This window comes from Azoarcus olearius (assembly GCF_001682385.1).
Classification (GTDB): Bacteria; Pseudomonadota; Gammaproteobacteria; order Burkholderiales; family Rhodocyclaceae; genus Azoarcus; species Azoarcus olearius.
The window spans coordinates 2,512,756-2,538,442 of the sequence record NZ_CP016210.1 but is presented as its reverse complement, the minus strand read 5'-3'; the positions used below and the strand labels follow the sequence as shown (position 1 = coordinate 2,538,442).

At 68.9% G+C, this 25,687-nt stretch carries 22 protein-coding genes and 1 pseudogene; 18 read left to right on the top strand and 5 right to left on the bottom strand.

Annotated elements, in window-relative coordinates; translation table 11 throughout:
• Positions 1-127 precede the first annotated feature (127 nt).
• From dqs_RS20525 to dqs_RS11700, 3 genes and pseudogenes are all read right to left on the bottom strand, one after another.
• Positions 128-685 (bottom strand): annotated as a pseudogene (locus dqs_RS20525) (UdgX family uracil-DNA binding protein); the annotation flags it as partial.
• Between the two features lie 279 nt (positions 686-964).
• Positions 965-2,371, bottom strand: a complete 1,407-nt coding sequence (locus dqs_RS11705) for a hypothetical protein (protein WP_157108181.1) — start codon at positions 2,369-2,371, stop codon at positions 965-967.
• A 258-nt stretch (positions 2,372-2,629) separates the two neighbouring features.
• A complete protein-coding gene (locus tag dqs_RS11700; protein ID WP_236778680.1) occupies positions 2,630-4,021 on the bottom strand; it encodes an undecaprenyl-phosphate glucose phosphotransferase in 1,392 nt (463 codons plus the stop codon).
• A gap of 303 nt (positions 4,022-4,324) precedes the next feature.
• Here dqs_RS11700 and epsL point away from each other — a divergent pair, with 303 nt between their 5' ends.
• From epsL to dqs_RS11625, 15 genes are all read left to right on the top strand, one after another.
• Positions 4,325-5,401: an XrtB/PEP-CTERM-associated polysaccharide biosynthesis outer membrane protein EpsL gene (gene epsL, locus dqs_RS11695; RefSeq protein WP_050976127.1), complete on the top strand. Its 1,077-nt coding sequence runs from the start codon at positions 4,325-4,327 to the stop codon at positions 5,399-5,401.
• A gap of 62 nt (positions 5,402-5,463) precedes the next feature.
• The gene (locus dqs_RS20790) at positions 5,464-5,865 is read left to right on the top strand and encodes a hypothetical protein (protein WP_157108180.1); all 402 of its coding nucleotides are present in this window, start codon (positions 5,464-5,466) and stop codon (positions 5,863-5,865) included.
• 1 nt (position 5,866) lies between these two features.
• The gene (locus dqs_RS11685; protein ID WP_084018464.1) at positions 5,867-6,766 is read left to right on the top strand and encodes an EpsD family peptidyl-prolyl cis-trans isomerase; all 900 of its coding nucleotides are present in this window, start codon (positions 5,867-5,869) and stop codon (positions 6,764-6,766) included.
• 52 nt (positions 6,767-6,818) lie between these two features.
• Positions 6,819-7,628: a polysaccharide export protein EpsE gene (epsE, locus tag dqs_RS11680; protein ID WP_011765973.1), complete on the top strand. Its 810-nt coding sequence runs from the start codon at positions 6,819-6,821 to the stop codon at positions 7,626-7,628.
• Between the two features lie 13 nt (positions 7,629-7,641).
• A complete protein-coding gene (gene epsF, locus dqs_RS11675; protein ID WP_065340568.1) occupies positions 7,642-9,051 on the top strand; it encodes a chain length determinant protein EpsF in 1,410 nt (469 codons plus the stop codon).
• Between the two features lie 42 nt (positions 9,052-9,093).
• Positions 9,094-9,960 (top strand): chain length determinant protein tyrosine kinase EpsG, encoded by an 867-nt coding sequence (gene epsG / locus dqs_RS11670; protein ID WP_011765971.1) that lies wholly within the window; start codon positions 9,094-9,096, stop codon positions 9,958-9,960.
• 10 nt (positions 9,961-9,970) lie between these two features.
• Positions 9,971-11,014, top strand: a complete 1,044-nt coding sequence (locus dqs_RS11665; RefSeq protein ID WP_084018461.1) for an acyltransferase family protein — start codon at positions 9,971-9,973, stop codon at positions 11,012-11,014.
• A gap of 1 nt (position 11,015) precedes the next feature.
• Positions 11,016-12,338 carry a hypothetical protein gene (locus dqs_RS11660; protein ID WP_065340566.1) on the top strand — a complete coding sequence of 441 codons (1,323 nt, stop codon included), beginning with the start codon at positions 11,016-11,018 and terminating at the stop codon, positions 12,336-12,338.
• On the top strand, positions 12,335-13,450 hold the full coding sequence (locus tag dqs_RS11655; RefSeq protein WP_065340565.1) for a glycosyltransferase family 4 protein: 1,116 nt from the start codon (positions 12,335-12,337) through the stop codon (positions 13,448-13,450). The genes dqs_RS11660 and dqs_RS11655 overlap by 4 nt, the downstream gene beginning before the upstream one ends.
• Positions 13,447-14,469, top strand: a complete 1,023-nt coding sequence (locus tag dqs_RS11650; protein WP_065340564.1) for a glycoside hydrolase family 5 protein — start codon at positions 13,447-13,449, stop codon at positions 14,467-14,469. Before dqs_RS11655 ends, dqs_RS11650 begins: the two co-directional genes overlap by 4 nt.
• Positions 14,470-14,500: 31 nt before the next feature.
• Positions 14,501-15,652 carry a GumK N-terminal domain-containing glycosyltransferase gene (locus tag dqs_RS11645; RefSeq protein WP_011765966.1) on the top strand — a complete coding sequence of 384 codons (1,152 nt, stop codon included), beginning with the start codon at positions 14,501-14,503 and terminating at the stop codon, positions 15,650-15,652.
• A gap of 106 nt (positions 15,653-15,758) precedes the next feature.
• Complete coding sequence (locus tag dqs_RS11640) at positions 15,759-17,231, top strand: oligosaccharide flippase family protein (protein ID WP_065340563.1); 1,473 nt, start codon at positions 15,759-15,761, stop codon at positions 17,229-17,231.
• Positions 17,232-17,253: 22 nt separating this feature from the next.
• Positions 17,254-18,012 carry a WecB/TagA/CpsF family glycosyltransferase gene (locus tag dqs_RS11635; RefSeq protein WP_011765964.1) on the top strand — a complete coding sequence of 253 codons (759 nt, stop codon included), beginning with the start codon at positions 17,254-17,256 and terminating at the stop codon, positions 18,010-18,012.
• 41 nt (positions 18,013-18,053) lie between these two features.
• Positions 18,054-19,376 carry a UDP-glucose dehydrogenase family protein gene (locus dqs_RS11630; RefSeq protein WP_011765963.1) on the top strand — a complete coding sequence of 441 codons (1,323 nt, stop codon included), beginning with the start codon at positions 18,054-18,056 and terminating at the stop codon, positions 19,374-19,376.
• A gap of 31 nt (positions 19,377-19,407) precedes the next feature.
• Positions 19,408-20,511, top strand: a complete 1,104-nt coding sequence (locus dqs_RS11625; protein ID WP_011765962.1) for a sugar phosphate nucleotidyltransferase — start codon at positions 19,408-19,410, stop codon at positions 20,509-20,511.
• A gap of 36 nt (positions 20,512-20,547) precedes the next feature.
• Here dqs_RS11625 and dqs_RS11620 read toward each other — a convergent pair whose 3' ends face one another.
• Both dqs_RS11620 and dqs_RS11615 read right to left on the bottom strand, forming a co-directional pair.
• Positions 20,548-20,811 (bottom strand): hypothetical protein, encoded by a 264-nt coding sequence (locus dqs_RS11620; RefSeq protein WP_011765961.1) that lies wholly within the window; start codon positions 20,809-20,811, stop codon positions 20,548-20,550.
• 139 nt (positions 20,812-20,950) lie between these two features.
• Positions 20,951-21,199, bottom strand: a complete 249-nt coding sequence (locus tag dqs_RS11615) for a hypothetical protein (protein ID WP_065340562.1) — start codon at positions 21,197-21,199, stop codon at positions 20,951-20,953.
• Positions 21,200-21,381: 182 nt separating this feature from the next.
• On the opposite strand from dqs_RS11615, the gene dqs_RS11610 reads away from it, so the two are divergent.
• The 3 genes from dqs_RS11610 to dqs_RS11600 are packed head-to-tail and all read left to right on the top strand — an operon-like array spanning position 21,382 to position 25,686.
• On the top strand, positions 21,382-22,245 hold the full coding sequence (locus dqs_RS11610; protein WP_084018459.1) for an ectoine/hydroxyectoine ABC transporter substrate-binding protein EhuB: 864 nt from the start codon (positions 21,382-21,384) through the stop codon (positions 22,243-22,245).
• Positions 22,242-24,911, top strand: a complete 2,670-nt coding sequence (locus tag dqs_RS11605; protein ID WP_065340561.1) for a putative bifunctional diguanylate cyclase/phosphodiesterase — start codon at positions 22,242-22,244, stop codon at positions 24,909-24,911. Before dqs_RS11610 ends, dqs_RS11605 begins: the two co-directional genes overlap by 4 nt.
• On the top strand, positions 24,898-25,686 hold the full coding sequence (locus dqs_RS11600) for an N-acetylmuramoyl-L-alanine amidase family protein (protein ID WP_084018455.1): 789 nt from the start codon (positions 24,898-24,900) through the stop codon (positions 25,684-25,686). The genes dqs_RS11605 and dqs_RS11600 overlap by 14 nt, the downstream gene beginning before the upstream one ends.
• The last annotated feature ends 1 nt before the right edge of the window (position 25,687 follow it).

Genomic DNA, 25,687 nt, shown 5'->3' with positions numbered 1-25,687 from the left:
CGGCTGACCGTTTTTTTTTGCCGACCGCATGTATCCAGGGCGGGGCGCGCGGCGGATCGGCCACCGCGGCGCGCAGGTCGGCGACGAAGGCCGCATAGGCGCGCTCACGCTCGTCCGCGTCGGCCATCCGCAGCAGCGCCGACGGGTGGATGGTGGCGACCACGCGCGGGGCGAGCGGCGAGGGCTGCGGCACGCCGCGCTGCGCCGTCACCCGGAAGCCGGCGCCGAGCAGCGACTTGGCGGCGGTGGCGCCGAGCAGGATCAGCACCTGCGGCTTCACCCGCGCGATCTCCGCCTCCAGCCACGGCGCGCAGGCCTGCACCTCCACGGTGCGCGGCGTCTGGTGCAGCCGCTTGTGGCCGCGGGTGAAGATCCATTTGAAGTGCTTCACGGCGTTGGTCACATAGCTGCGGCTGCGGTCGATGCCGGCGTCGGCCAGCGCGCGGTCGAGCAGCCTGCCGGCCGGGCCGACGAAGGGATGGCCCTGGCGGTCTTCCGCATCGCCGGGCTGCTCGCCCACCAGCATCACCGGCGCGTCGTCGGGTCCTTCGCCGAACACCGTCTGCGTGGCGTCACGGTAAAGGTCGCAGCCGGTGCAGGCCGCTGCCGCGGCGCGCAGTTCGGCGAGCGTGGCGTCCGGTTTGACGAAAGGGGCTGCGGTGGGCTTCGGTTGGGCGGGGGGCATGGCGGGCATCTGCGGGAGGATGGGCAGGGTGCATCAAGCGCTGTGCCCGGTATTGTCGGCGGTGGCGCCAACTGCATCCTCCGTCGCGAACCCGGCCCGGAGCACAGCCGGTTGGTGCATATCCACCTTGCCGAAGAGGGCCGCATGTTCGAGCAGGTGCGGGAGCGCGCGCTGCGGATCGAGGCGCGGGCGCTCGGCTGGACGATGATGAGCGGGATCCTCTGCGCAGTTTCCTGCGCGAGCTGATCGCCACCCGGAGCCCGGCCTGAGTCCGTCCGCCTACGGGCAGCGACGACCGTCCGCGGGTGCGGTCAGGATGGGGAGATAGAACCAGCGGTTGGGCCACTCCGCCATCATCAGCGGCCATTCGCCGCGCCGCGACCAGGTTGGATCCACCGTGCCGCCGATGCTGCGGTAGGCGCCGGTCCATTCGGTTGCACGCATGCGACCTTCGAGCAGGAAGCGCGCGCGGACGGTCCAGAAGTAGTAGCTGCAGGGCTGCAGCGGGCGCTGGGGCGTGAAGCCGGGCTGGGGCAGCCCGAAGTGCTCCTGCACCAGCTGCGCCGCGGCCACGCCCTCGATGGGAAACGGGCCGGCGTCGTACAGCCGCAGGTCGTAGATCACGGGGACGGCGGTGGCGTCCGCGTCGGCAGGCGCCAGGTCGCGCGGCCAGGCTTCCCAGGCGAACCTTGGCGTGGTGGATACGGCGACCGGTTCGAGGTGGCCCGGTAGCAGCGGCCGCTTGAGGAAGCGTCGCTCCACCCGGAGCGGGGGCGTGAGCGGCTGAAGCGCGTATTCCGGCACGCGCGGGCGCTCACCGTCGGAAGGCGTGGCCGGCTTTCCGGCGGCGGGTGGGTCGCCCCTGTGGACCAGCATCCATTCGTCGATGATCGCCTCCGCCGCTTCCGCCAGCGCGGCGTCGATCGCGCGCGCCATCGCGCCGCCCTGGTCGGCGAGCCACTCGTCGACGGTACGCAAGGGCGTCGAGGTGCGAAGCGTGAGCGTGTCTACCGTGCTGCCGTCCATGTTGCGGATCAGCCGGGCGTGCACCTCGAACAGCAAACCGTAGGGCAGGGCGTTCGCGCCGGTCGTCACCACCTGCGCCTCGATCACCGCCGCTTCGATCACGTAGTCGGTGGAGGCCGGGTAGGTCGGGGTGTCGGCGGGGCGGGACGGACCTTCCGCAAGCGGGTAGAGCTGGGCGCGCAGGTCGGTCTTGTCGGCGTAATGCTCCAGCGCGCGGCCCAGCGCGGCCTGCAGATCCACCGTGGCGAGCCGTTGGTCGAGGCGCCCGTGGCCGGCCACGATGGCCTCGCCGCTGGCGCTGCTGCTAGCGCCAAGTACGGCGCCCACCGCCGCGCCGAACGGCAGGCAGATCAGCGTGATGAGTCCGGTGCCGGGTCCGCTCGAACCTTTCTCAAGCTCGAGACAGGCGAGCGCGCCGTGACCCGCGCCATGGAGGGCGCCGCCGCCCTTGCCGGACACCTCGGCATCCAGTTGCACCCGCGGGGAAAAGTGGCCAAGCGCGATGCCGATCCGGTGCTCGCCGGTGAGCGTGTCGCGATGCCGGGCGGCGCTGCGGGCGCCGTCGCTGGGCAGCGTGCTGCAGGCGGCAAGCAGCAGCGCAAGCAGCGCCGTGCCCACGCGCCGTACCGGCAGGCTGCGCCCTCGGGAACGATGAATCATCGAATGCGCCTCGCAGTGCGGTGCGCGGCGCGCCGGTTCTACGGGAGAAGGCTGGAGGGTGCCGTGGTCGCCCCGGCGCGCGCGCTGCCGTAGCCCATTGTGGCGCGGGCGCGGCCGGGAAACTGCGGAGCGGGTCACGCGGTACCGCTACGAGCGGTAGGGGTACAAGCGGGAGGGTGGGGTGGCGCGGCGGAGCGTGGGGCCGCAGGACGCCGCGGGCACAAGCAGGCGGCGGCCGTCGTCAGGCCGCCGCGGAATCTAGAACGCGTTGCGGTCCCGCACCACCAGCAGCGCCGTCTTCACGATGATCCACAGATCCAGCTTCAGCGACCAGTTGCGCAGGTATTCGAGGTCGAAGTCGATCCGTTTCTGCATCTTGTCCACCGTTTCGGTTTCGCCGCGGTAGCCGTTGACCTGCGCCCAGCCGGTGATGCCCGGCTTGACCTTGTGGCGGATCATGTAGCCCTTGATGAGCTTGCGGTAGGTCTCGTTGTGGGCCACCGCGTGCGGGCGCGGGCCGACGATGCTCATGCGCCCTTGCAGCACGTTGAAGAACTGCGGAAGTTCATCCAGCGACGTGCGGCGGATGAAGGCGCCGAAGCGGGTGATGCGCTGGTCGTTGCGCGAGGCCTGCTTGACCACCGCGCCGTCGTCGCAGGTGGTCATCGAGCGGAACTTGTAGACCACGATCTCACGCCCGTCCAGACCGTAGCGACGCTGGCGGAAGATGGCCGGGCCGGGGGAACTCAGCTTCACGCCTGCCGCCACCGCCAGCAGCAGCGGCGACAGCAGCACCAGAATGATCGCCGCCAGCACGACATCGCTGACCCGCTTGAGCGCCCCGTCCAGCCCGGTGAAGGGCGTCTCGCACACCGCCACCACCGGCATGCCGCAGACGGTGTCGACGCGGCCCTGGATCAGGTCGGTGACGAAGATGTCCGGCACGAAGTAGATCGAGGCAGTGGTGTCCTTCAGGTCGTCGAGCAGCCCGAGGATGCGCGGCTGGGTGGCCATCGGCAGCGCGAGGTAGATGGTGTCGATGCGATGCTGTTTCACGTAGCCGGCCAGTTCGGTCATGTTGCCCAGCACCGGATGGTTGCCGGCGGCCGCCCGGGCCCGTTCGCGGTCGTCGAAGAAACCGGCGACGCGGGTGCCCAGATAGGGGTTGTCGGCAAACTGCCGCGCCAGCTGCATGCCGATCTCGTTGGCCCCCGCGATGACGGCGGTGCGGCGGTTTTCCGCGGCACCGATCACACGCGGCAAGGTGGCGCGCAGCGCCAGGTGGGCAAGCGCGATGGCGAGCGGGGTGCCGCCGATCCAGGTGATCAGCATCGGCTGCGGAAAGTAATACAGGTAACCGCTGAGATAGCCGAAAGCCCACAGCGCCGCCGCGAGCAGCAGCCACCCCACCACGAAACGCCGCAGCACGCGCTGCAAGGGATCACGCAGATGGGCCTTGCCCGGAAAGGTCAGCGAGAACGCGAGCATCGCCAGCACCACATAGGCGGGCCCCAGGCGCTCGTCGTGCCCGTAGGCGGCCGCGAACAGCATTGCGACCACGATGGTCGGGTCGAGAAAGGCTTCGAGCACGCCGGTGAGGCTGACGTGGCCGCGAAGGACGGAGGGAGGGTTGTGGATTGCAGCAGACATGGGCTTGTTTTTCCGGCTTGTTTCTGCAACGCAGCATCACTACAAATATAGCAGGGGGTGCCTGTAACGCTATGGCGAGAATGTGTTTCGTTTAAATGTGATTTGCAACAATTCGAATCGCAGCGTGACCTTCGGACTTGTTTCGTACATCCTGATTTGCGTTCATTCGACTCTCCAATGAGGCCCAACGTCATGGAGAACCGGTTTGCCAGTCTGCACTGCGTGATCGGTATAAGTACCTCTATCTGTATGTTATTGAACACTAATAATTCAAAAGCTGCTGACCCCGACGAGGCCCTCCAGGTGATTGCACGCCAGGAGGTGCGTTACGACAGCAACATATACCGCCTTCCGGACGGTGCGGCTGCACCGAAAGGCCAACGTTCGGACTGGGTGGGCGTGACCGGAGTGGGTTTATCTTTCGATAGAACCTACAGCCTTCAGCGGCTGTACGCCGATATCCAGATCGACCGTACTTATCATGCAGTGCACAAGGCGCTGGACTACACCGGTGGCAAGGCCGACCTGCGTTGGGACTGGGCACTTGGGCGGCACTGGACGGGCCAGCTCGGCCACCTGCACCGTGAAGTTTCTACCGCCGACGACGACTTCATCGGCGCCAGCGAGAGCATCAACGTCTTTCGCCGCAGCAACGCGAGCGCCGATTTCTGGTGGCATCCCGACTGGGCCATCGGCGGCGGCGCGAGCCGTGTCAGCAGCCGTTTCCGCGACGGGGAGCGTCCGCTGTCGGAGTACGACGCCGACGTTGTCGACCTGAACCTGACCTACCGCCCCCGCAGCGGCAACCGGGTGACGCTGTCGTGGCGCGACACCGACGGCCGCTATCCCAACCGCCCGGCGGCAGCGGGCTCGCTGCGTGAGTACCGCCAGCGCGAACTGCGCCTGGGGGCCGATTGGCAGGCCACGGGCAAGCTGCGGGTCAGCGGCTACCTCGGCCGCACCGAGCGCAGCTACGAGTTCGCGCCGGAACGGGATTTCGAAGGCACCACCGGCCGGGTCACCTTCAACTGGCTCGCCACCGGCAAGACGTCGGTCGATCTGTCGCTGCGGCGGGAGATCGGCGCAGAGGAAGACGTCGTCGCCAGCTTTGCGGTTACCGAGGCGGTGCTGCTGCGTTCGCGCTGGTGGATCACCGACAAGGTGGCGCTCGGCGTCGAGGGCGAGGCGCGGCGGCGCGATTTCGATGGCGCGGCGGATCGCGACGAGCGCTCGTATCGCTACGGGCTCAGCGTGCTGTACCGGCCGTTGCGCTCGGCCACCTTCAGCTTTGCCCTGTACCGGACGCTGCGCCAGGCCGATGTGGCCTTCCGCGAGTTCGATGGCTACGTGGGGCGGCTTGCAGCGGAGTTGCGTTTCTAGTGCGGGGAGACGTTTGCCACCAGCCCCGGAGAGGGCCGATCAGCACAATGGAGGCCGTTTCGATGACGAAGTTTGGAACCGTATGTGCGATTGCCGTAGGTGTGGGCCTCTCCCCGGCCTACGGCCAATCGTTCTCGAGCTGGGCGTCGGCTTCTTCCGACCGTCCCGGCCTGTTGCCCGAAAGCGGGCGCGGCGAACCACTGCCTGCCGTGATGCGGCCGGGCGACAGTTTTCTGGGCATGGCCTTTCCGGGCGCCACGGCGCCCGGGGACGAGGCCGCGGCGCGGTTGTCGGCGCCGGCGGTACAGCGGGTCGCCTTCATTCCGGCGGCGGTTGCCGCGTCGCCCGAGGTGGTGCGCGAACCGGCGCCGCGGCGTGACGACCCCAGCCCGGCGGCGGCGCTGGCGGCGGGCTTCGGCTTGCTGGCCTTCATCGTGCGCCGTCGTCTCGCGCGGGTAGGTTGAGATGCGGCACCTGAGTCTGCCCGCGGGGTTGGTGCTGCTGCCGCTGTTGCTGGCCGGATGCCGCGACGGCGCTCGGTCGGGTAGCGACGAGGCGGTCGCCGCGCGCGTCAACGACAGGGCGATTTCGGTCAGTCAGGTGGATCAGGCGATCCCCCGTGACGAACCGATGTCGGCCGACGACATCGCCCGCGCCCGCAGCGCCGTCCTCGAATCGCTGATCGATGAAGAGCTGATGGTGCAGAAGGCCAACGCCCGCCGGCTCGACCTCGAGCCGCGCGTCAGCGAGGAGCTCGAGGCAGCCCGGCGGCGAATCCTTGCGCGCGCTTACCTCGAACAGGTGACGGCCGTCGATCCCCGTCCGGATGACGAGGCGGTCAGCGCCTTCTACCGCAGCCACCCGGCGCTGTTCGCCGAGCGCCGCATCTACTCCTTCCACGAGTTCAACATCCAGGCGCGGCCCGAGCGTCTCGAGGCGCTGCGCGCGGTGGCGGTGCGCGAGCGCGACAGTGCCGCCATCGCCGCCACGCTGGAGCGCGAAGGCCTCAGCTTCGCCGCCCGCGTTGCCGTGTTGCCGGCGGAACAACTGCCGTTCGAGCGCTTGAACGCCTTCTCGCGCCTCAAGGATGGCGACAACCTGCTGACGCCGACGCCCTACGGCGCGGAACTGGTGCATCTGGCTTCGTCGCGCCGGCAGCCGCTGGACGAGGCCTCCGCGCGGCCGGTGATCGAGCAGTTCCTGCGCAACCGCGAGCGCGTCGAACTCGCGCGCGACGAGGCGCGGCGCCTGCGCAAGTCGGCAGAGATCGAATACGTCGGCCCGTTCTCGCGCGCACCGCGGGCAAGCGCCGGGCCGGAGCCCACGGCGCTGCCCGCGGCCCGCCGCACGGCGGCCAACCAATAGCCGGTTTTCCGGGAAGCGAGCGCGCCGCGCTCACCGTTCGTTCGAGGTGATCATGTTCAACAAGCTCATCCGGTTTTCGCTGCTGTTCCTGGCATCCCTCGCGGCCAGCCTGCCTGCATTGGGCGCCTCGCCGGCCGCCCAGCGCGAATACGTGCTCGGCGCGGGCGACGTGATCCGCATCAGCGTGTTCCAGAACCCCGATCTCGCGACCGAGAGCCGGGTGTCGGAATCCGGCGCGATCACGTTTCCACTGATCGGCAGCGTCGAGGTCGGTGGCAAGAGCGTGCCGGCCGCCGAACGCCTGATCGCCACCCGCTTGCGCGAAGGCGGTTTCGTGCAGCAGCCGCAGGTCAGCATCCTGCCGGTGGTGATGAAGGGCAACCAGGTGGCGGTGCTGGGGCAGGTGAACCGGCCCGGGCGCTATCCGCTGGAAACCTTCAACCTCAAGGTGTCCGACCTGCTGGCGCTCGCCGGCGGGGTGGCGCCGCCGGGGGGCGACACCGCGGTGCTGGTGGGCTTTCGCGACGGCCAGCCCATCCGCCAGGAAATCGACATCCCCACGCTGTTCGCCAACGGGGGTGAAACCGACGTGCTGCTGATGGGCGGCGACGTGCTTTACGTGGACCGTGCCCCGGTGGCCTACATCTACGGCGAGGTCCAGCGACCGGGTGCGTTCCGGCTGGAACGCAACATGAGCGTGATGCAGGGGCTGGCCACCGGCGGCGGACCCACGCTGCGCGGCACGGTGCGCGGCCTCAATGTCCATCGCCGCGAAGGCGATCAACTGAAAGTCTTCGAACCGGGGCTGGAGGAAATCCTGCGTCCGGATGACGTCATCTACGTCAAGGAAAGCCTGTTCTGACCAGGAGCGCGCCATGAGCATCCAGCAACTTTTCCTCGTCCTGCGCGCCAACCTGCGGCTCATCGCCAGCGTGTTGTGCGCCGTCGTGGCGCTCGTGATGGCGGTCAGCCTGCTGTTGCCGCGCAAATACACCGCGCAGGGCGAGGTGGTGGTGGACGTGCGGGGCGCCGATCCCATCCAGGGCGCGGTGATGCAGGGCAGCCTGATCCCCGGTTACCTCGCCACCCAGGTCGACATCCTTACCTCCGAGCGCGTCGCGCGGCGCGTCGCCGATCTCCTCAAGCTGAAGGACAACGCCGAATTCCGCGCCGCGTGGGAAAGCGAGCGCGGCGGCGTCGGCAGCTACGAGGACTGGCTGGCGCGCACGCTGGGCGCGGCGCTCACGGTCAAACCCTCGCGCGACAGCAGCGTGCTCGGCATCGCCTTCACCGCGCGCGATCCGGCCTTTGCCGCCGCGGCCGCGAACGCCTTTGCGCAGGCTTACATCGACACCTCGCTCGAACTCAAGGTGGAGCCGGCGCGGCAGTACTCGGACTGGTTCAACGATCGCAGCAGCGGCGTGCGGGAAGAACTCGAAGCCGCCCAACGCCGCCTGTCCGATTACCAGCAGCAGCACCGCATCCTGACTGGCACCGACGAGCGGCTGGACGTCGAGAGCGAGCGCCTCGCGCAGCTTTCCGCGCAACTCGTGGCGGTGCAGGCGCAGCGGGCGGAAAGCCGCTCGCGCACCAGCCAGCCCGGCTCGGTGGACACGTTGCCGGAGGTGCTGCAGAACGGGTTGATCCAGGGGCTGAAGACGGACATCGCGCGGCTCGAGGCGCAGCGCGGTCAGTCGCTGCGCCGGCTGGGGCCCAACCATCCGGAGGTCGCACGCATCGACGCCGAACTCGGCTCGCTGCGCAGCCGGGTGGGTGCTGAAACCGCGCGCGTAGCCGGTTCGCTCGCCACCGCGGCGCGCATGAACGATGCGCGCGAAGCGGAGATTGCTGCCGCGGTGGAGGCGCAGAAGGCCAAGGTGCTGGAATTGAAGGCGCATCAAAGCCGCATCGGCGTGCTCCAGCGCGACGTGGAGAACGCCCAGCGCGCCTATGACATGGTGACCCAGCGCTACGCCCAGACCAGTCTCGAAAGCCAGACCCGCCTGACCAATGTCGTCGTGCTCAGTCCGGCGGCCGAGCCGGTCGTTCCCTCCACGCCCAACCTGCCGCTCAATCTGCTGCTGTCCATCGTCGTGGGCGGGCTGCTGGGCGTGGGCGCCGCGCTGTGGCGCGAACTGCGCCACCCGCGCATCCGCGGCGAGGGCGAACTCGATCAGTTGCTCGGAGTGCCGGTGCTGGCGGTGTTGCCGCCGCGGCCGGCGCTCGCAGGCGTGGGCCTGCGCCGGCTGCTGCCGGCGGTGCCCCAGGCACGCCGTTTGCGCTGAGCGTCTCAGCGTCCCATCTGCTGCACCCGGAGGCGTCTTTCCATGAATGCTCCGCACAAACTTCCGCCGCAGCCGCAAGAGCGGCCGATCGGCGCCATCCTCGTCGAATCCGGGCGCCTGCGCGCGGAGGACGCTGAACGGGTGCTGCGCCTGCAGCGCGAACGCGGCCTGCGCTTTGGCGATGCGGCGCGCGAACTGCGCCTGGTCGATGACGAGGACGTTGCGTTCGCGCTCGCGCACCAGTTCGACTATCCCTACGTGGCGTGGGGAAAAAGTGCCATCCACGACGCAGTTGTTGCCGCCTACCAGCCCTTTGGCGACGCGGTGGAAGCGCTGCGCGGCCTGCGCACGCAGCTGATGCTGCGCTGGCTGGGTGACCCGGCCGCGCGGCGGCGGCTGGCGGTCGTCAGTCCCACCCGCGGCGACGGCCGCTCGTGGACTGCGGCGAATCTGGCCGTGGTGTTCAGCCAGCTCGGCGAGCGCACCTTGCTGGTCGATGCCGATCTGCGCCGTCCCGCCCAGCATCGCCTGTTCGGGCTGCCCAACGGCAGCGGTTTGGGCACGCTGCTCGCGGGCCGCAGCGGCGGCGAGTCGATCCGCCGCGTGGATGGCCTGGTGAACCTCAGTGTGCTGCCGGCCGGGCCCCAGCCGCCCAATCCGCTCGAGCTGCTGTCGCGGCTACCGTTTCCGGCCTTGCTCGACCGCCTCGGGGTTCAGTTCGACGTCGTCATCATCGACACCCCCGCGGCGGAGCAGGGCGCCGACGCCGAGCTGATCGCGGCACGGGCGGGCGCAGCCTGCGTGCTGGCACGCCAGAATGCATCCGCAACGCGTCCCCTCGTCCAGCTTGCCGAGCGCCTGCGCGCCGCCTCGGTGAATGTGGTCGGAAGCGTGCTCAATGCCTATTGAAGCAGGGCGGATGCAACCGCAGCTGGCCGAACCCCGCCGCAATGCCGCCATCGACGCCGCGCGCGCGATCGGCATCGTGCTGGTGGTGATCGGCCATGCGCGCGGCTGCCCGCCCTGGCTGGCAAGCTTGCTGTACAGCTTCCACGTACCCCTGTTCTTCTGGCTTGCCGGCGCGGTGGTGCGTGACGCACGCCTGACCGAAGGGCTGGGCCTCGGTGTCCGCCGTCTCGCCCGCAGCCTGCTGCTGCCCTATGCCTTCTTCTTTGCCGGCGCCTACCTGTACTGGCTGGCGACGCGGGGCATTGGCGACAAGGCGGCGCGCTGGGGCGCCCGCCCGTGGTGGGAACCGCTGCAGGGGCTGGTAAGCGGGCAGGGCGACCTGCTCTACGTCGATCCGGCGCTGTGGTTCCTGCCGGCCTTGTTCGTCACCGCCTGCGCCTATCTGCTGCTGCGCCGCCACGCCGGTGCCGCCGCGGTTGCGCTGGGCGCAACCGCCTTCGCGCTGCTGTGGTGCGCGCTCTTTCCGCAGGCGGGCTGGCGGCTGCCGTTCGCGCTCGACGTGCTGCCGGCCGCGCTGGTGTTCTACGCCTGGGGGCAGTGGCTGCGCGGTGTGGCGGGGCAGTGGCACGGGGGCGTGCTGGCGCTGCTGCTTGTTGCCGCGGTGTGGCTGGCCGCCGCGCTCGCCAACGGCCGCGTCGACCTCAACCAGCTCCGCTTCGGCAACTGGGTGGGGCTGTACTTCGTTGCCGCCGCCGCCGGCATCGCGCTGGTTACGCTGTTGGCGCAGCGCGTGCGCCCCAACCGCGTGGTCGATTGGCTGGCCGCCAACACGCTGCTGATCTTCGCCAGCCACATGGTCACGTTCAGCGTGCTGTCCGGTGTGGCGGCAGTGGCGGGGTGGCGGACTGCCGACGCTGGTTTCGGCTGGGCGCTGGCCAGCTCCGCGATCGCGATCCTGATCTGCGTGCCCTTGCGCGCGCTGCTCGGCGCCCGCATGCCGTGGGCACTGGGCTTGAGGGCGCCGGTAGCGGCGACCCCGGCGGGAGCAGTCTGAGATGGCCGCAGGCAGCTTCGGTGCAGGGCTTGCTCCCGCGCTGGCGATGCCAACCGCATCGCCCCGCGCGCTGTCCGTGGGGGAGCGCCGGGTGGTGCTGTGCGCCGTGGTGCTCGCGTGTTGCTACCCGCTGCTGCTGGTCGGCATTCATACCAACGTGCTGCGGCTCGGCGCCGCGGCAGTCGGGGTGGCGGAAGGGCTGATCCTGGCGCTGTGCCTGCCGCTGCTGCTGCGCCGCGTGCCGGGGCCGATGCTTGCCCTGCTGGTCGGCATGCTCGGCATGCTCGGCTCGCTGTGGCTGCTGCGCGGCGCGGTGGATTTCAAGTCGGCGCGCGACCTCGCGATTCCGGCGCTGTTCCTGTGGCTGGGCAGCGTGGTGGGCGAGCGCGCGCTGGCGCAGCGCGCACTCTTCATCGTCGCCGGGGTGACGCTGGTGGTTGCGCTGGTCGAGCTGCTGTTCGTCGATGTCTATGCGCGCTACTTCAACATCCTCTCGTACTACATCTCGCAAGGCGTGGTGCCCGAGAGCTACCAGCAGGATGTCGCGCTCAATGTGAACGGCGTCCGCCCCGAGGGCATCGGGCGCACGCTGTTTCCCGCGCTGCTCGGCAGCCACCGGGTGTCGTCGATCTTCATCGAGCCGGTGTCGATGGGCAATTTCGCCACCTTGCTGGCGGCGTGGGGGCTGTCGCGCCCCTCCACCGAGCGCGGCACGATTGCGCTGGCACTGTTGCTGGCGTGGGCGCTGATCGTGCTGGCCGATTCGCGCTACGGGCTCGTGGTGGTGACGCTGATGGCGGCGATGCGGCTGACGCTGGTTCCGAGTTGGCAAGGCCTCGGGTTCGGTTTCCCGTTCATCGCGGTGACCGGCATCTGCGCGCTGGCGATCGCGTTTCCGCATCACCTGGCGGACGACTTTGTCGGCCGCCTCGCGCTCGGCGGGCGTTCGGTGCTCGAACTCGGCTGGGCCGGGCTGCTGGGGCTGGAAGGCTGGGCCGCCCGCCACGGCGACGCCGGCTACGCCTACCTGTTCACCCGCTTCGGCCTGCCGCTGGCGCTGGGGCTGTGGTTGTTCCTGTGGTTGTTGCCGATGCGTGACGAAGCGGCTGCGCGCCTGCGCGCCCAGGTCTCGCTCTACATCGCCTTGATCCTGACGGTGAGCGGCACGTCGCTGTTCGCCATGAAGACATCCGCGCTGCTGTGGTTTCTGATCGGCGTGAGCGTGGCCAGCCGCTTCGGCGGCACGACGGAGGACGCCAACGCGGGCGCGCCTCGGGCCGCCGCGCCGTCCTTGTCCGACCCAGTCACCGGGAGAAGTCCATGAAAGTCGTACATGTCGTCCGCCAGTTCCATCCCTCCATCGGCGGCATGGAAGAAGTGGTGCTCAACATCGCCCGCCATCAGGTCGAGGTGTGCGGCCAGCAAGCCGAGGTGGTCACGCTCAACCGCATGTTCCGCGACGAGGATGTGCTGCTGCCGAGCGAGGACGAGCACCAGGGCATCACGGTGCGCCGCCTGCCCTATACCGGCTCGTCGCGCTATCCGCTGTGTCCATCGGTCATCGGTGCCATCCGCGGCGCCGACGTGGTCCATGTGCACGGGGTCGATTTCTTTTTCGACTATCTGGCGGCGACCCGTCTGTTGCATGGCAAGCCGATGATCGCCTCGACCCACGGCGGCTTCTTTCACACCGCGTTCGCGTCGCGCGCCAAGCAGCTGTGGTTCCGCACCATCACGCGGGCCTCGGCCCATGCCTATCGGCGCGTCATCGCCACCAGCGACAACGACGGCGAGATTTTCAGCCGCGTGGTTTCGCCGTTGCGCCTGCGCGTGATCGAGAACGGCGTCGACGTCGACAAGTTCGCCGGCGCGGGCAGCGAGGTTCCGGGCAAGACGCTGATCTACTTCGGCCGCTGGTCGGTGAACAAGGGCCTGATGGAAACCCTGGACCTGTTCGCGCAGCTGGTGGAGGCCGATGACCAGTGGCGTCTCATCATCGCCGGGCGGGAGTTCGACCTCAGCCTGGTCGACCTCGAATGCGCGATCGCGCTGCGCGGGCTGGACGGGCTGGTGGAACTGGTCGCGGCGCCGTCGCAAGCGGCGCTGCAGGCCTTGCTTGGGCGCGCCCAGTATTTCGTCTGCCTGTCGCGTCATGAGGGCTTCGGTATCGCGCCGATCGAGGCGATGAGCGCCGGCCTGGTGCCGGTGCTGAGCGCGATTCCGCCTTTCGCCAAGCTGCAGGCAGAGTCGGGCATCGGACTGCTGATGGGCGAGGGCGTGGGTGTGGACGACGTGCTGGCGCTCGCCGACGTCACGCCCGGGGACTATCAGGCCCGGCGCCAGCGCGCGATCAACTACGCGGCGCGCTACCACTGGCGCCACGCGGCGCACCAGTACGTGGACGAGTACCGCAATGTGGTGGGGAGGGCGTCATGAACACGATGCTACGGCGCTTCGTGCGCACCCTCGCCACCGTCGTGCTCGCGGGCACCGCCTATTCCGCCGCCGCCCAGTGCGACCTCAGCCGTCAGCTCGCCGGGGTCAATCTCGCGGGCGCGGAGTTCAACGGCAAGAAGATTCCGGCGCGCTACGGTTACGACTACATCTACCCGCCGGCGCAGGATCTCGCGTACTTCCAGAGCGTCGGCATGAACACCATCCGGCTGCCGTTCCGCTGGGAGCGGCTGCAGCCGCTGCTGGGCGCTGGCCTCGACACCGCCGAGCTGGGGCGCATGCGCACCGTCACCGAAGCGGCGCGCAGCCTGGGCATGTGCGTGATCCTCGATGTTCACAACTACGGCGCCTATGCGGGGCAGAGCATCGGCAGCGCCGCGGTCAGCGAGGCGGTGTTCATCGACTTCTGGGTGAAGCTCGCGCGCGAGTTCGCCGGTCAGGCGCACGTGGCCTTCGGGCTGATGAACGAGCCGAACCTGATCACGATTCCGCAATGGGCCAGTCTCGCCCAGCGTACCGTCGATGCCTTGCGCAGCGCCGGGGCGAACAACCTGCTGCTGGTTTCGGGCGGGCGCTGGAGCGGCGCCCACGAGTGGCAGAAGCCGATCAACGGCATCTCCAATGCGCAGGCCTTCAGCAGCTTCCGCGATCCGCTCAACAACTTCGTGTTCGAAGTGCATCAGTACGCCAACGCCAGCTATTCCGGCACCACGGTGGAGTGCATTCCGGCCGAGCAGCTGCGCCAGATCATGACGAATGCCAGCGCCTGGGCGCGCAGCACCGGCGCCCGCTTCTTCCTCGGCGAATTCGGCGTGGCCGCCAGCGAGCCCTGTCTCGCCGCGCTCGACGCCATCCTCGCCGAGGTGGACAACAACCCGGTGTGGGCGGGGTGGACCTACTGGGCGGCCGGGCGGTGGTGGGGCACCTATCCGTTCAGCATCCATCCCGCGGCCTCCGGCGTGGAGGCGCCGCAGCTGACGCTGATCCGCAAGTACCTGTAACCCGCAAGACAGACAACAAAGGGGATACTCCATGGAGCAACTCGCACCGGCGCCGGCCGCTCCGGCCACGACATCACCCCGCTATCTGGTGCTGTCCGCGCACGATTACCGCACGCCGCGCCGCGCCAGCATCCACTTCATTGCCGACGAGCTCGCGCGCCGCGGGCAGGTCCGCTTCTTCTCGCTGCGCTACAGCGCGCTGTCGAAGATGAAGGGCGACATCCGCCTGGCGATCGACGACCGCGCCAACCAGGTGGAGCACTGGAACGGCGTCGATTGCTACCTGTGGAAGACGCCGGTGCATCCGTTCAACTCGCGGCGCTGGTATCTGCGGCCGTTCGAGGACGCGATGTTCTGGCTGTACGCCAATTCGGCCAACCCCACGCTGCAGGAATGGATCGGCGAAGCCGACGTGGTGGTGTACGAGAGCGGCATCGCGCCGATCTTTGCCGACCTCGTGCGGCGCATCAATCCGCGCGCGCGCCAGATCTACCGGGCCTCCGACAGCCTGGCCACGATCAACGTGGCGGACTACGTGAAGCGGCGCTTCGTCAAGGCATCGGGCGACATGGACGTGATCGCGCTGCTGTCGCCGCAGCTCGCCGGCGAGATGCCCACGCGCGACAACGTGTTCCATGTGCCGCAGGGTTTTGATTCCAGCCTGGAGTCGCACAGCGACCCTTCGCCCTACGGTGCCGGGCTGCACGCGGTCAGCATCGGGTCGATGCTGTTCGACCCGGCTTTCTTCGAAGTCGCCAGCCGCGCCTATCCCGGCATCACCTTCCACGTCATCGGCTCCGGCTCGCCGCGGCTGCCGGGCTACGGCGACAACGTCCGTGTGTACGGCGAGATGAAGTACGTCGAGACGCTGCGCTACATCAAGCACGCCCGCTTCGGCATCGCGCCCTACCGCTCCGAAGCGGTGCCGAGCTATCTCGCCGACAGCTCGATGAAGCTCGCCACCTACGACTATTTCGGCGTGCCGTCGGTGTGCCCCAACGCGGTCGTCGGCAATTACGCCTCGCGCTTCGGCTATACGCCGGGTGACGAGGCCAGCATCGTCGCGGCGATCCGTCTCGCGCTGGCCGCCCCGCACGAACGTCAGCGCCAGTGCCTGAGCTGGTCCGAGGTGGTGGACCGCCTGCTCGACCCCCACGCCTACCCGGACACCCGGCTTTCATGAGCACCTTGGCAAGGTGGCCGCGAGGGTGCGCCCGCGGCCTCTCGGGTGATATTGCCTCCCGGCCGGCGGGGCAGTTGCGCGGCGCCGCACGTCTGCGGAGGTGGCGATGAGCGCCGGGCAGCGCCGTGCCGGCTTCGGCAGCGGGGCGATGTGGGCGATGCTGGACAACCTCGCCCAGCAAGCGCTGTCCTTCGCCATCTTCATCGTGCTGGCGCGCTTTCTGCTGCCCGAGCACTTCGGCCTGCTCGCGATTGCCCACCTGGTGCTCGGCGCACTGCGCCAGATCGTGTTCGACGCGATCGCGATGCCTGCGCTGCGTGCGCCCGCACCCGACGACGCGCTGTATTCGCGCACCTTCCGCCATTGCGCCGCGGTCGGAATCCTGTGCGGCGGCCTGGTCGCGGCGGGCGCGGGGCCGGTCGCCGCGCTGTACGGCCAGCCGGAACTCGAATCCGTATTGCGCTGGATGAGCGTCGCAGTGGTGTGCGTAGGCTGCGCCCGCGCCTACGAGGCCCGGCTTGCGCGCCAGATGGCGTTTCGCGTGCTGGCGGTGCGCTCCATCGTCTCGGTGTCGATCGGCGGGCTCGTTGGCATCCTGCTCGCGCTGCGCGGCCACGGCGTGATGGCCCTCGTGGCCCAGCAGGTGGTGGGCGCGGTACTGGCGCTGGCCTTGCTCGTGGGGCAGTCGCGCTGGTGGCCGCGCCTGCGCGACGAGGGCGGGGCGCGGCCACGCAACCGGCGCGAGATCGCCCAGGTCGGCTTCACCGGTGTCACCGGCTTCCTCACCACGCATGGCGACATCCTGCTGGTCAGCATCCTGCTCGGCAGCCACGCCACCGGCCTGTACAACTTCGCCAAGCGCATCACCTCGGCGGTGTATCTCGTGGTCGGCAGTTCGATGATCAAGGTGGCGATGACTGCCTTTGCCGATGCAGTGCGCGAAGGGCCGGCCGCGCTGCGTGCCGCCTACGTCCGGGTGCTGGGCGTGACGCTGTTCGTGATGCTGCCGGTGCTCGCCGGCCTCGGCGCGCTGGCTTCACCGCTGATCGCGGCGGTGTTCGGCCCGGTGTGGGCCCCCGCGGCGCCGCTGGTGGCGGTGCTCGGCGTGCTGCACGTGATGCTCGCCATCCACCAGACCAACGACTACCTGCTGTTCGCGGTGGGGCGGCGGCGCGTTCCGGTGCTGCGCGGGCTGGCGCAGGTCGCCGCCGCGGGCCTGTTCGCGTGGTTCGCGGCCGGGCAGGGGGTGTTGGGCGTCAGCTTCGCCTTCGTCGCCGCCAGCGTGCTGGTGTGGCCGTGGACACAGCGCGCGGCCGGGCGGCCGCTGGAGAGCGGCGTGCGTGCGCTGGCGGGCGCCTTGAAGACGCCGGTGCTGGCCACCGCGGCGATGCTGGGTGCGGTGCTGCCGCTCGCCTACTACGGCGCCGCCGCGATCTCGCCGGCGGGCGTTGTGGCCGCCGGCGCAGTGGCCGGTGCGCTGTGCTACTTCCTCGTCTATCTGCTGGTCGCCCGCCTCAGTCGCGGCAGCTACAACGCCTTCGGCGAGCTGCAGCGGCTGCGGCGCGCGGCCGGACGTTGATTTTCATTTCGGCAGACCGGTCATGGAAAACACGCTCTATCTCGGCGGATTCCGCATCCGCAGCGTCACCGGCGACGACTTCGCGGACGAACTCCTGCGCCACTGCGAGGCGCGGGAGAGACGCCGCGTGGTGTTCGCCAACACCAACTTCATCGTGCAGTGCAGGGGGCTGCGGCGGCGCCTGGCGCGCGGCTCGGTATGCGTGGTCAACGACGGCATCGGCGTAGACCTCGCTGCCTTGCTGGTGCATGGCCGCCGCTTCGCCGACAACCTTGCCGGCAGCGACTTCATTCCCAAGCTGTGCGAGCGCAGCCCGCGCCCCTTGCGTTTCTTCCTGCTCGGCAGCCGGCCGGGCGTGGCGATGCGCGCCGGGCAGCGGCTGGTGGAGGAGTACGGCCAGGAGGTGGTCGGCTGTTGCGATGGCTACGACGGCTTTGCCGCGCTGCGCGAGAGCGGCCAGCTTGCCGAACGCATCAACGAGAGCGGCGCCGACGTGGTGCTGGTGGCCTTCGGCAATCCGATGCAGGAGCAATGGATGCTGGACCACGACGAGGCGATCGAGGCGCCGCTGATGTTCGGCGTCGGCGCGCTGCTCGACTTTCTCGCCGGCGAGGCCAAACGGGCACCGGAGTGGGTGCGGCGCGCCCGGCTCGAATGGCTGTACCGCCTGGCGCGCGAGCCGCGCCGTCTGCTGCGCCGCTACACGCTGGACATTGTCACCTTTCTGTCGATCTGCCTGCTGGCGGGCCGGGGCGCCGCGCGCGTCGGCCAGGCGCGCTGATCGGCCGCGCCACCGTTTTCGCTTAACAGGGAGCCCAAGCAATGAAAATCACCGTCATCGGGACCGGCTATGTGGGCCTGGTTTCCGGCGCCTGCCTGGCGGATGTCGGCAACGAAGTGCTCTGCCTCGACGTCGATCCGGCCAAGATCCGCATCCTGGAAGAAGGGGCGATTCCGATCCACGAACCCGGCCTGCTCGAGATCGTCCGCCGCAATGTGGAGGCGGGACGGCTGAGCTTCACCACCGATCCGGTGAAAGCCGCGCAGCACGGCCTGGTGCAGTTCATCGCGGTCGGCACGCCGCCGGACGAGGACGGCTCGGCCGACCTGCAGTACGTGCTCGCCGCCGCGCGCAACATCGGCCGTCATCTGGATGGCTACCGGGTGGTGGTGGACAAGTCCACCGTGCCGGTGGGCACCGCGGACAAGGTGCGCGCGGCAATCGCCGACGAACTGGCCGCGCGCGGCTCCAGCGAGGCCTTCAGCGTCGTCTCCAATCCGGAGTTCCTCAAGGAAGGCGCCGCGGTGGACGACTTCATGCGGCCGGACCGCATCGTCATCGGCGCCGACGACGAGCGCGCGATCGAGCTGATGCGCCAGCTCTACGCCCCGTTCCAGCGCAAGCACGACAAGCTGGTGTTCATGGATGTACGCAGCGCTGAGCTGACCAAGTACGCCGCCAATGCGATGCTGGCCACCCGCATCAGCTTCATGAACGAACTGGCCAACCTCGCCGAAAGCCTGGGGGCGGACATCGAGCTTGTCCGCCAGGGCATCGGCTCCGATCCCCGCATCGGCTGGCACTTCCTCTACGCGGGCTGCGGCTACGGCGGCTCGTGCTTTCCGAAGGATGTGAAGGCGCTGATCCGGACCGCCGCCGAACAGGGTACCGCGTTGCGGGTGCTGACTGCGGTGGAAGAGGCCAATGAAGTGCAGAAGCACGTGCTGATCGACAAGATCGTGCGCCGTTTCGGCACCGATCTTTCCGGCCGTCGCTTCGCGCTGTGGGGGCTGGCTTTCAAGCCCGATACCGACGACATGCGCGAGGCGCCCAGCCGGGTGGTGGTGGAGGAACTGCTGGCGCGCGGCGCCAGTGTCACCGCTTACGACCCCGTGGCCATGGGCGAGGCCGAACGCATCTTCGGCGACGAGCCGCGGATCAGTTACGCCGGGCGGCCCAAGAGTGCGCTGGAAGGCGCCGATGCGCTGGTGATCCTGACCGAGTGGAAGGAATTCCGCAGTCCGGACTTCGAAGCCATCCGCAGCCGGCTGCGCACGCCGGTGGTGTTCGACGGCCGCAACATCTACGAGCCTTCGGTGCTGCGCGCCGCAGGCATCGAATACCACGGCATCGGCCGCCCGTGATCATCGCCGCGACAACGACAGGAGAGACTGCATGGCGAAGGGAATGATACTGGCGGCGGGGCAGGGCACCCGCGTACGGCCGCTGACCAAGTACCTGCCCAAACCGATGGTGCCCATCCTCGGCAAACCGGTGCTGGAATACCTGATCGAGCATCTGGCGCGCTACGGCGTGGACGAGATCATGATCAACGTGGCCTACAACCACTACAAGATCGAGGACTACTTCGGCGACGGCCATCGCTGGGGCGTGCAGATCGGGTATTCCTACGAGGGTGTGCGCGAACACGGCGAGGTGGTGCCGCGCCCGCTCGGCTCGGCCGGGGGGATGCGCAAGATCCAGGACTTCAGCGGCTTCTTCGACCAGACCACGCTGGTGGTGTGCGGCGACGCGATCGTCGATCTCGACATCCGCGCGGCACTGGACGAACACCGCCTGAAGGGCGCGCTCGCCAGCGTGATCACGCTCGAGGTGCCGCGCGAACAGGTGCAGAACTATGGCGTGGTGGTGGCCGACGGGGACGGGCGGGTGCTTTCCTTCCAGGAAAAACCCAGCCCCGAGGCGGCGCTGTCCACCCACGCCAGCACCGGCATCTACGTGCTGGAACCGGAGGTGATCGACCTCGTTCCGCCCGGCGAGGCCTTCGACATCGGTAGCCAGCTGTTTCCGATGCTGGTGGAAAAGTCCCTGCCGTTCTTCGCCCAGAAGCGCTTCTTCAACTGGATCGACATCGGCCGCCTGAGCGACTACTGGTCGGTATTGCAGCGCGTGCTGCGCGGCGAGGTGGCGCAGATGGACATGCCGGGGCGCGAGGTCCGGCCGGGCGTGTGGGTCGGCCTCAACACCTCGATTGCGTGGGAGAGCGTGCAGATCGTGGGGCCGGTGCACATCGGCTCCGGGGTGCGGATCGAGCCCGGCGCCTCGGTGATCGGCCCGAGCTGGATCGGCCACGGCAGCCACCTGCGGCCGGGGGCCCGGGTGGAGCGCAGCATCCTCTTTCCCTACACGCGCATCGGCGAGGGGCAACGCTTCATCGACAAGATCGTGTCGCCGCAATACTGCGTGGATCGTTCCGGGGAGACGCTCTACGTGGGCGACGATACCGCGGCGCTGCGCTGGGGCGATGCCCGCGGTTGAGCGCGGCGGCGGCAGATGATGCGGGCGGCGGGCGGCTCAGCCGCCTTGCCGCTTGCCCGCCGTGCTGCCGTGCTCGTTCTTCCACACCCCGCGCAGGTTGGTGGCGAAAAGGCCGAACTGCAGCACGATCAGCGCCCACGCCTGGGCTTGCCAGCCCCACACGATCCACAACACGTTGCTGAGGATGAAGCACCAGAAACCGGTGCTGCGTTTCCAGCGCTGTTGCGAGCCCACCAGCCACGCCGCTACCAGCGTGGCCACCATCGCCGGCCACTGCATCGCGTCGATCACGGCTTCCATCTGCGCCGCTCCCCGCCTGAACCCGCGCGGGCGAAGCGCCCTCGCCCACGCGGGCTGGTTTGCAGTTGCTTCATCCCGGTGCCTCCGCGCCGATGCCAGATGACGCTGCGCGTCAGCAGGCGGCGTGCCCGGGGCAGACTCAGCGCAGATTGCTCGAGTTGAGCAACACCGCCTGATCGGCGACAAAATTTACGTTGATATAACGCGTGTCATCACCCCAGGTGCAGGCTTTGACGGCGAGCAGATCGCTGCATCGGGTCGGTTCGCCAAGGATGGACTTGACCTCGGCATAGTGCATGCCCATTCTGAGTTTGTCGTAGTTCTCCGGGGTGAGCTTGTTACACCCGGCGAGCGGAAGTGCGGCGAGCAGGAGAAGGGCGAAGCGCATGGGGCTGTCCTTGGGGGGCGATCGGGCAGGATTCTGCCATAGCAGCGGGCGGGTTCCAGGCAGGCATGGCGATTGCGGCCTCACCGTCGCCGGGCGCGAAACGGCGGTGGCGGGGGGAGGTCACCGGTCCACCGTCCTCCGCCATTCATACAACAAGGACAACTTAACGGAGACCCGCCGCCGTGAAGGACACCCTGAAGTTGAGCCACCTGTTTTCGCTCGCGCTGGTGATCGTGGCGGCGGTCATCGCGCAGTGGATCGAGACGCCCGAGCGGTCGCGTTCCGCGCTCGAGCGGGTGCGCGATGGCGGCGTGGTGCTGGCGGGTTACGCACTGGAGCCGCCGTTCGTGACGCTCGAAGCCGATGGCCGGGTCAGCGGCGAGGCCCCGGAGGTGTTCCGGCGCGCGGTGGCGGCGGTCGGCCCAGGCCAGATCGACTGGGTCCATTCGGATTTCGGCAGCCTCGCCCATGAACTTGCTTCAGGCCGGATCGACGTGATCGTGTCCGGCATGTTCATCACCCCCGAGCGCGAAGGGCAAATGGTATTCACCCGCCCGACCGCGGTGGTCTGCCCGGCCTTCGCGGTGCCGGCCGGCAATCCGCAGGGTGTGCATTCCTACACCGAGGTGGCCGACCGCGGCGAACTGCGCCTGGGCGTGGTGGCGGGGGCGGTGGAGGTCGCACAGGCGCGTGGGTTGGGGGTACCGGCGGAGCGGACCGTCGCCTTTCCCGATGCCCTGAGCGGGCTGGCCGCGGTTGAAAGCGGCCGGGTCAGCGCATTTGCGCTGTCCGCGGTATCGCTGCGGCGCGCGATCGTCGAGCATCCCTTGCTCCAGATGGTCGCGCCGCTCGTGGGCGATCCGCCGGTGCTGCCCGGCCGTCCCGCGTTTGCGCTGCGTCCGGGCGACCGCGACTTCCGGGACGCGCTCGATCACGTGCTGGACGGCTTTCTCGGCAGTCCCGAACACCACGCGCTGGTGGTGCCGTTCGGCTTCTTGCCGACGGAATTGCCGCACTACGAACGCAGCGCGAGGTGTGGCCAATGAAGGACGCCCTGCCACGCTCGCCCTTCCAGGTCAGCAGCATGCTGACGCTGGTGGCCATCACGCTCGTGGCGATCGCGGTGCTGCTGCTGGTGGCGTGGTCGTCCGCCCGGTGGGACACCCTGCTGCGAGACAGCGCGGTGCCGCTGGATCGCCTTTCGCAGTCGCGCAGCTTTGCGCTGCAGGCCGAGCTGTTCACCGAGCGCCTGCTGGCGGGCGACCCCGGCAGCTCGCCGAGCCTGGTCCAGGCCAACCTGCAGCGCGCCAGCCACGCCGCGCGCGCGATCGTCAATGACACCACCCGCCTCGGGCGGCTGGAGATCGCCGGGCCGGTGTCGCCGGAACTGCGCCTTGCGGTGGGCGAATACCTCCAGGTGCTGGACGACATGGGCCGCCACATCCGCGCCCGGCTGATCGATCCGGCGCAGACCTCGGCACTGGATCTGCGCGTGATGCACGCTTCGCTGCGAGCTGCCGGGGTGAGGGTGGAGAGCGTGCTGCTGGCGGACATGAATGGCCGTTACGCGTTCCAGCGCGATCTCGACCGGCTGGTCGGGCTGCTGCTGACGGCCATGATGCTGGTGGTGATCGGGCTGCGCTACCGGGCCTCGGTGCGCCAGCGCCATGCGCTGCTGCGCCTGGTGGATAGCGAAGCACGGCTGCGCGCGTTCGCGTACGCGATGCCGGACACCGCCTTCATCCTCGATCGGGAGGGGCGTTACATCGAGGTGTTCGGCATGGGCCGCAGCCTGACGCCCTATGGCCACGAGCGCATGGTGGGCGCCACGGTGTTCGACTACTTCCCGCGTCCGCAGGCCGAGAACTTCGTCGGCGTGGTGCGCGACGCGCTGACCCGGGGCGAGGTGGTGCGCTACGAATACTCCCTGCGGCTTGCCGGTGGCACGCGCTGGTTCGAGGCCCGGGTGGCGCCGGTCGACAGCATGCAGCGGGTGGTGTGGGTGAGCCGCGACGTGACCGAGCGCAGGCGCGCCGAAGAGCGCATCCGGCTGCACGCAGTGGCGCTGGAAGGCACGCGCGACGGCGTGATGGTGACCGACCTGCACGGGCGCATCCAGTCGGTCAATCGCGCCTTCACCTCGATTACCGGCTACAGCGAAGAAGAGGCGATCGGCAAGACGCCGGGGCTGCTCAAGTCCGGCCGCCACGACCCCAGTTTCTACCGCGGCATCTGGAGCGCGCTGCTGAGCGGCGGCTACTGGCAGGGCGAGATCTGGAACCGCCGCCGCAACGGCGAGGTGGCGCCGCACTGGATGTCGATCAGCGCGGTGGGCGAGCAGGGACATCCCTACGAGCACTATGTCGCGGTGTTTACCGATATCAGCCAGTTGCGCCAGTTCGAGGAGCGGGTCAGCCACCTTGCCAACTATGACCTGCTCACCGATCTGCCGAACCGGCTGCGGATGAGCGACTGCCTGGAGACCGCGATTGCCGCCGCGCGCCGCAGCCATACGCAGGTGGGCGTGATGCTGGTGGATCTGGACCGCTTCAAGAACGTCAATGACGCGCTGGGCCATGCGCTGGGCGACGAGTTGCTGGCGGGCGTGGCGGAACGCCTGCGCAAGCACCTGCGCCACGGCGACACGCTGGGGCGGTACGGCGGCGACGAGTTCCTGCTGGTGCTGGAGCAGTTGCGCGATGCCGGCGAGGCCGCGGCCGTCGCACGCACGATGAACAGCGCGCTCGACCAGCCCTTCTTGATGCGCGGCGGGCAGGAGCTGTACATCAAGGCCAGCATCGGCATCAGCCTCTACCCTGAAGACGGTGATACGGCGGCCGAACTGATCAAGGACGCCGACGCGGCGATGTACGAAGCCAAGCGCCTCGGCCGCAACACCTTCCGCTACTACCAGGAAGACCTGACCCGCACCGCCAACGAACGGCTGGCGCTCGAGTCGCGCCTGCGGCGTGCGCTGGACGAATCCATGTTCGAGATGTACTACCAGCCGCTGGTCGCACTCAACAGCGGCGAAGTGCTCGGCGCGGAAGCGCTGGTGCGGCTGCGCCCGGACGGCGGTCCGCGCATCGGCCCGGCGGATTTCATTCCGGTACTTGAGGAAAGCGGCATGATCGCCGAGCTGGGGCGCTGGGTGCAGCGCGAGGTCTGCCGCCAGGGGCGCGCCTGGCTGGACGCGGGCTACGACTTCCAGTTGCTGACGCTCAACCTCTCCGCCGAGGAGGTGCGCCGCGGCGGCGTGGTCGACAACCTGCGCGAGGTGCTGGCGGAGACGGGCTTCCCGGCTGAAAAGCTGGAAGTGGAAATCACCGAGAGCGGCCTGATGCAGCGCGGCAGCGAGGCACTGGACTTTCTGTACGAACTGAAGGGACTGGGCGTGCGGCTGTCGATCGACGACTTCGGCACCGGCTATTCCTCCCTCTCCTATCTCAAGCTGTTCCCGGTGAACAAACTCAAGATCGACCGCGGCTTCATCACCGACATTCCGGAGGACCAGAACGACGTGCAACTGACCACGACGATCATCGCGCTTGCCCGCAACCTCGGTCTGGACGTGCTGGCCGAGGGGGTGGAAACCGAGGCGCAGCGCACTTTCCTGGCCGAGAAGGGCTGTGATGCCTATCAGGGTTATCTGTGCAGTCCGCCGGTAGAGGCCGCGGTGTTCCAGGAGCGCTTCCTCCATGGGCGTCGGTGAACCGCGCCGCGCCGGGCGGCGTCTGCACGCCGCCATGCTGGCGGTGGCGCTCGCGGTTGCGCCGGGTCCGGCCGCCGCACAGGGGCCGGGCGGCGGGGACGGCCGCGCGTTGCGCGTCGCGGTCGACGTGGGCCATACCCTTGCGGCGCCGGGCGCCCGCAGTGCCCGCGGGCGGGGCGAGTTCTCCTTCAACCTGGCCTTGGCGGATGCGGTGGCCCAGGCATTACGGGACCGCGGCGTTGTGGTGCAGGTGGTCAATGCAGATGGCGGCATCGGCTCGCTGCAGGATCGTCCCGCCGAAGCAGCCGCTTTCGGCGCGGATCTGCTGCTCTCCATCCACCACGACTCGGTAGGCCCGCAACTGCTGCGCACCTGGGAATGGGCCGGGCGTACCGAGGCCTATAACGACGACTACGCGGGGCATTCGCTGTTCGTCTCGCGTGACAACCCCAGGGTGGCGGAAAGCGAGCTGTGCGCCCGGGTGATCGGGGCGCGGCTGCAGCGCATGGGCTTTGTGCCGACGGACAAGAACGCCAACCGTCCGTATTCCGACCCGGAGCTGGCCGTGCATTTCTACGACGGGCTCGCGGTGCTGCGCCACGCGACGATGCCGGCGGTGCTGTTCGAAGCGGGGGTGATCCGCAACCGTGCGGAGGAGTTGCTGCTGGCGGATGCCGGCTACCAGGCGCGCATGGCCGACGGTATCGCCACCGCCGTGGCCGCCTGCCTGCGCAGTGGCCGCCCGGCTGCGGAGGCGGCTGGCGGAGCGCGTTGAG

Coding starts and splice junctions, on each gene's coding strand:
- dqs_RS11705 (WP_157108181.1), bottom strand. CDS start 2,371: ATGATTCATCGTTCCCGAGGGCGCAGCCTGCCGGTACGGCGCGTGGGC.
- dqs_RS11700 (WP_236778680.1), bottom strand. CDS start 4,021: ATGTCTGCTGCAATCCACAACCCTCCCTCCGTCCTTCGCGGCCACGTC.
- dqs_RS20790 (WP_157108180.1), top strand. CDS start 5,464: ATGACGAAGTTTGGAACCGTATGTGCGATTGCCGTAGGTGTGGGCCTC.
- dqs_RS11685 (WP_084018464.1), top strand. CDS start 5,867: ATGCGGCACCTGAGTCTGCCCGCGGGGTTGGTGCTGCTGCCGCTGTTG.
- epsE (WP_011765973.1), top strand. CDS start 6,819: ATGTTCAACAAGCTCATCCGGTTTTCGCTGCTGTTCCTGGCATCCCTC.
- epsF (WP_065340568.1), top strand. CDS start 7,642: ATGAGCATCCAGCAACTTTTCCTCGTCCTGCGCGCCAACCTGCGGCTC.
- epsG (WP_011765971.1), top strand. CDS start 9,094: ATGAATGCTCCGCACAAACTTCCGCCGCAGCCGCAAGAGCGGCCGATC.
- dqs_RS11665 (WP_084018461.1), top strand. CDS start 9,971: ATGCAACCGCAGCTGGCCGAACCCCGCCGCAATGCCGCCATCGACGCC.
- dqs_RS11660 (WP_065340566.1), top strand. CDS start 11,016: ATGGCCGCAGGCAGCTTCGGTGCAGGGCTTGCTCCCGCGCTGGCGATG.
- dqs_RS11655 (WP_065340565.1), top strand. CDS start 12,335: ATGAAAGTCGTACATGTCGTCCGCCAGTTCCATCCCTCCATCGGCGGC.
- dqs_RS11650 (WP_065340564.1), top strand. CDS start 13,447: ATGAACACGATGCTACGGCGCTTCGTGCGCACCCTCGCCACCGTCGTG.
- dqs_RS11645 (WP_011765966.1), top strand. CDS start 14,501: ATGGAGCAACTCGCACCGGCGCCGGCCGCTCCGGCCACGACATCACCC.
- dqs_RS11640 (WP_065340563.1), top strand. CDS start 15,759: ATGAGCGCCGGGCAGCGCCGTGCCGGCTTCGGCAGCGGGGCGATGTGG.
- dqs_RS11635 (WP_011765964.1), top strand. CDS start 17,254: ATGGAAAACACGCTCTATCTCGGCGGATTCCGCATCCGCAGCGTCACC.
- dqs_RS11630 (WP_011765963.1), top strand. CDS start 18,054: ATGAAAATCACCGTCATCGGGACCGGCTATGTGGGCCTGGTTTCCGGC.
- dqs_RS11625 (WP_011765962.1), top strand. CDS start 19,408: ATGGCGAAGGGAATGATACTGGCGGCGGGGCAGGGCACCCGCGTACGG.
- dqs_RS11620 (WP_011765961.1), bottom strand. CDS start 20,811: ATGGAAGCCGTGATCGACGCGATGCAGTGGCCGGCGATGGTGGCCACG.
- dqs_RS11615 (WP_065340562.1), bottom strand. CDS start 21,199: ATGCGCTTCGCCCTTCTCCTGCTCGCCGCACTTCCGCTCGCCGGGTGT.
- dqs_RS11605 (WP_065340561.1), top strand. CDS start 22,242: ATGAAGGACGCCCTGCCACGCTCGCCCTTCCAGGTCAGCAGCATGCTG.
- dqs_RS11600 (WP_084018455.1), top strand. CDS start 24,898: ATGGGCGTCGGTGAACCGCGCCGCGCCGGGCGGCGTCTGCACGCCGCC.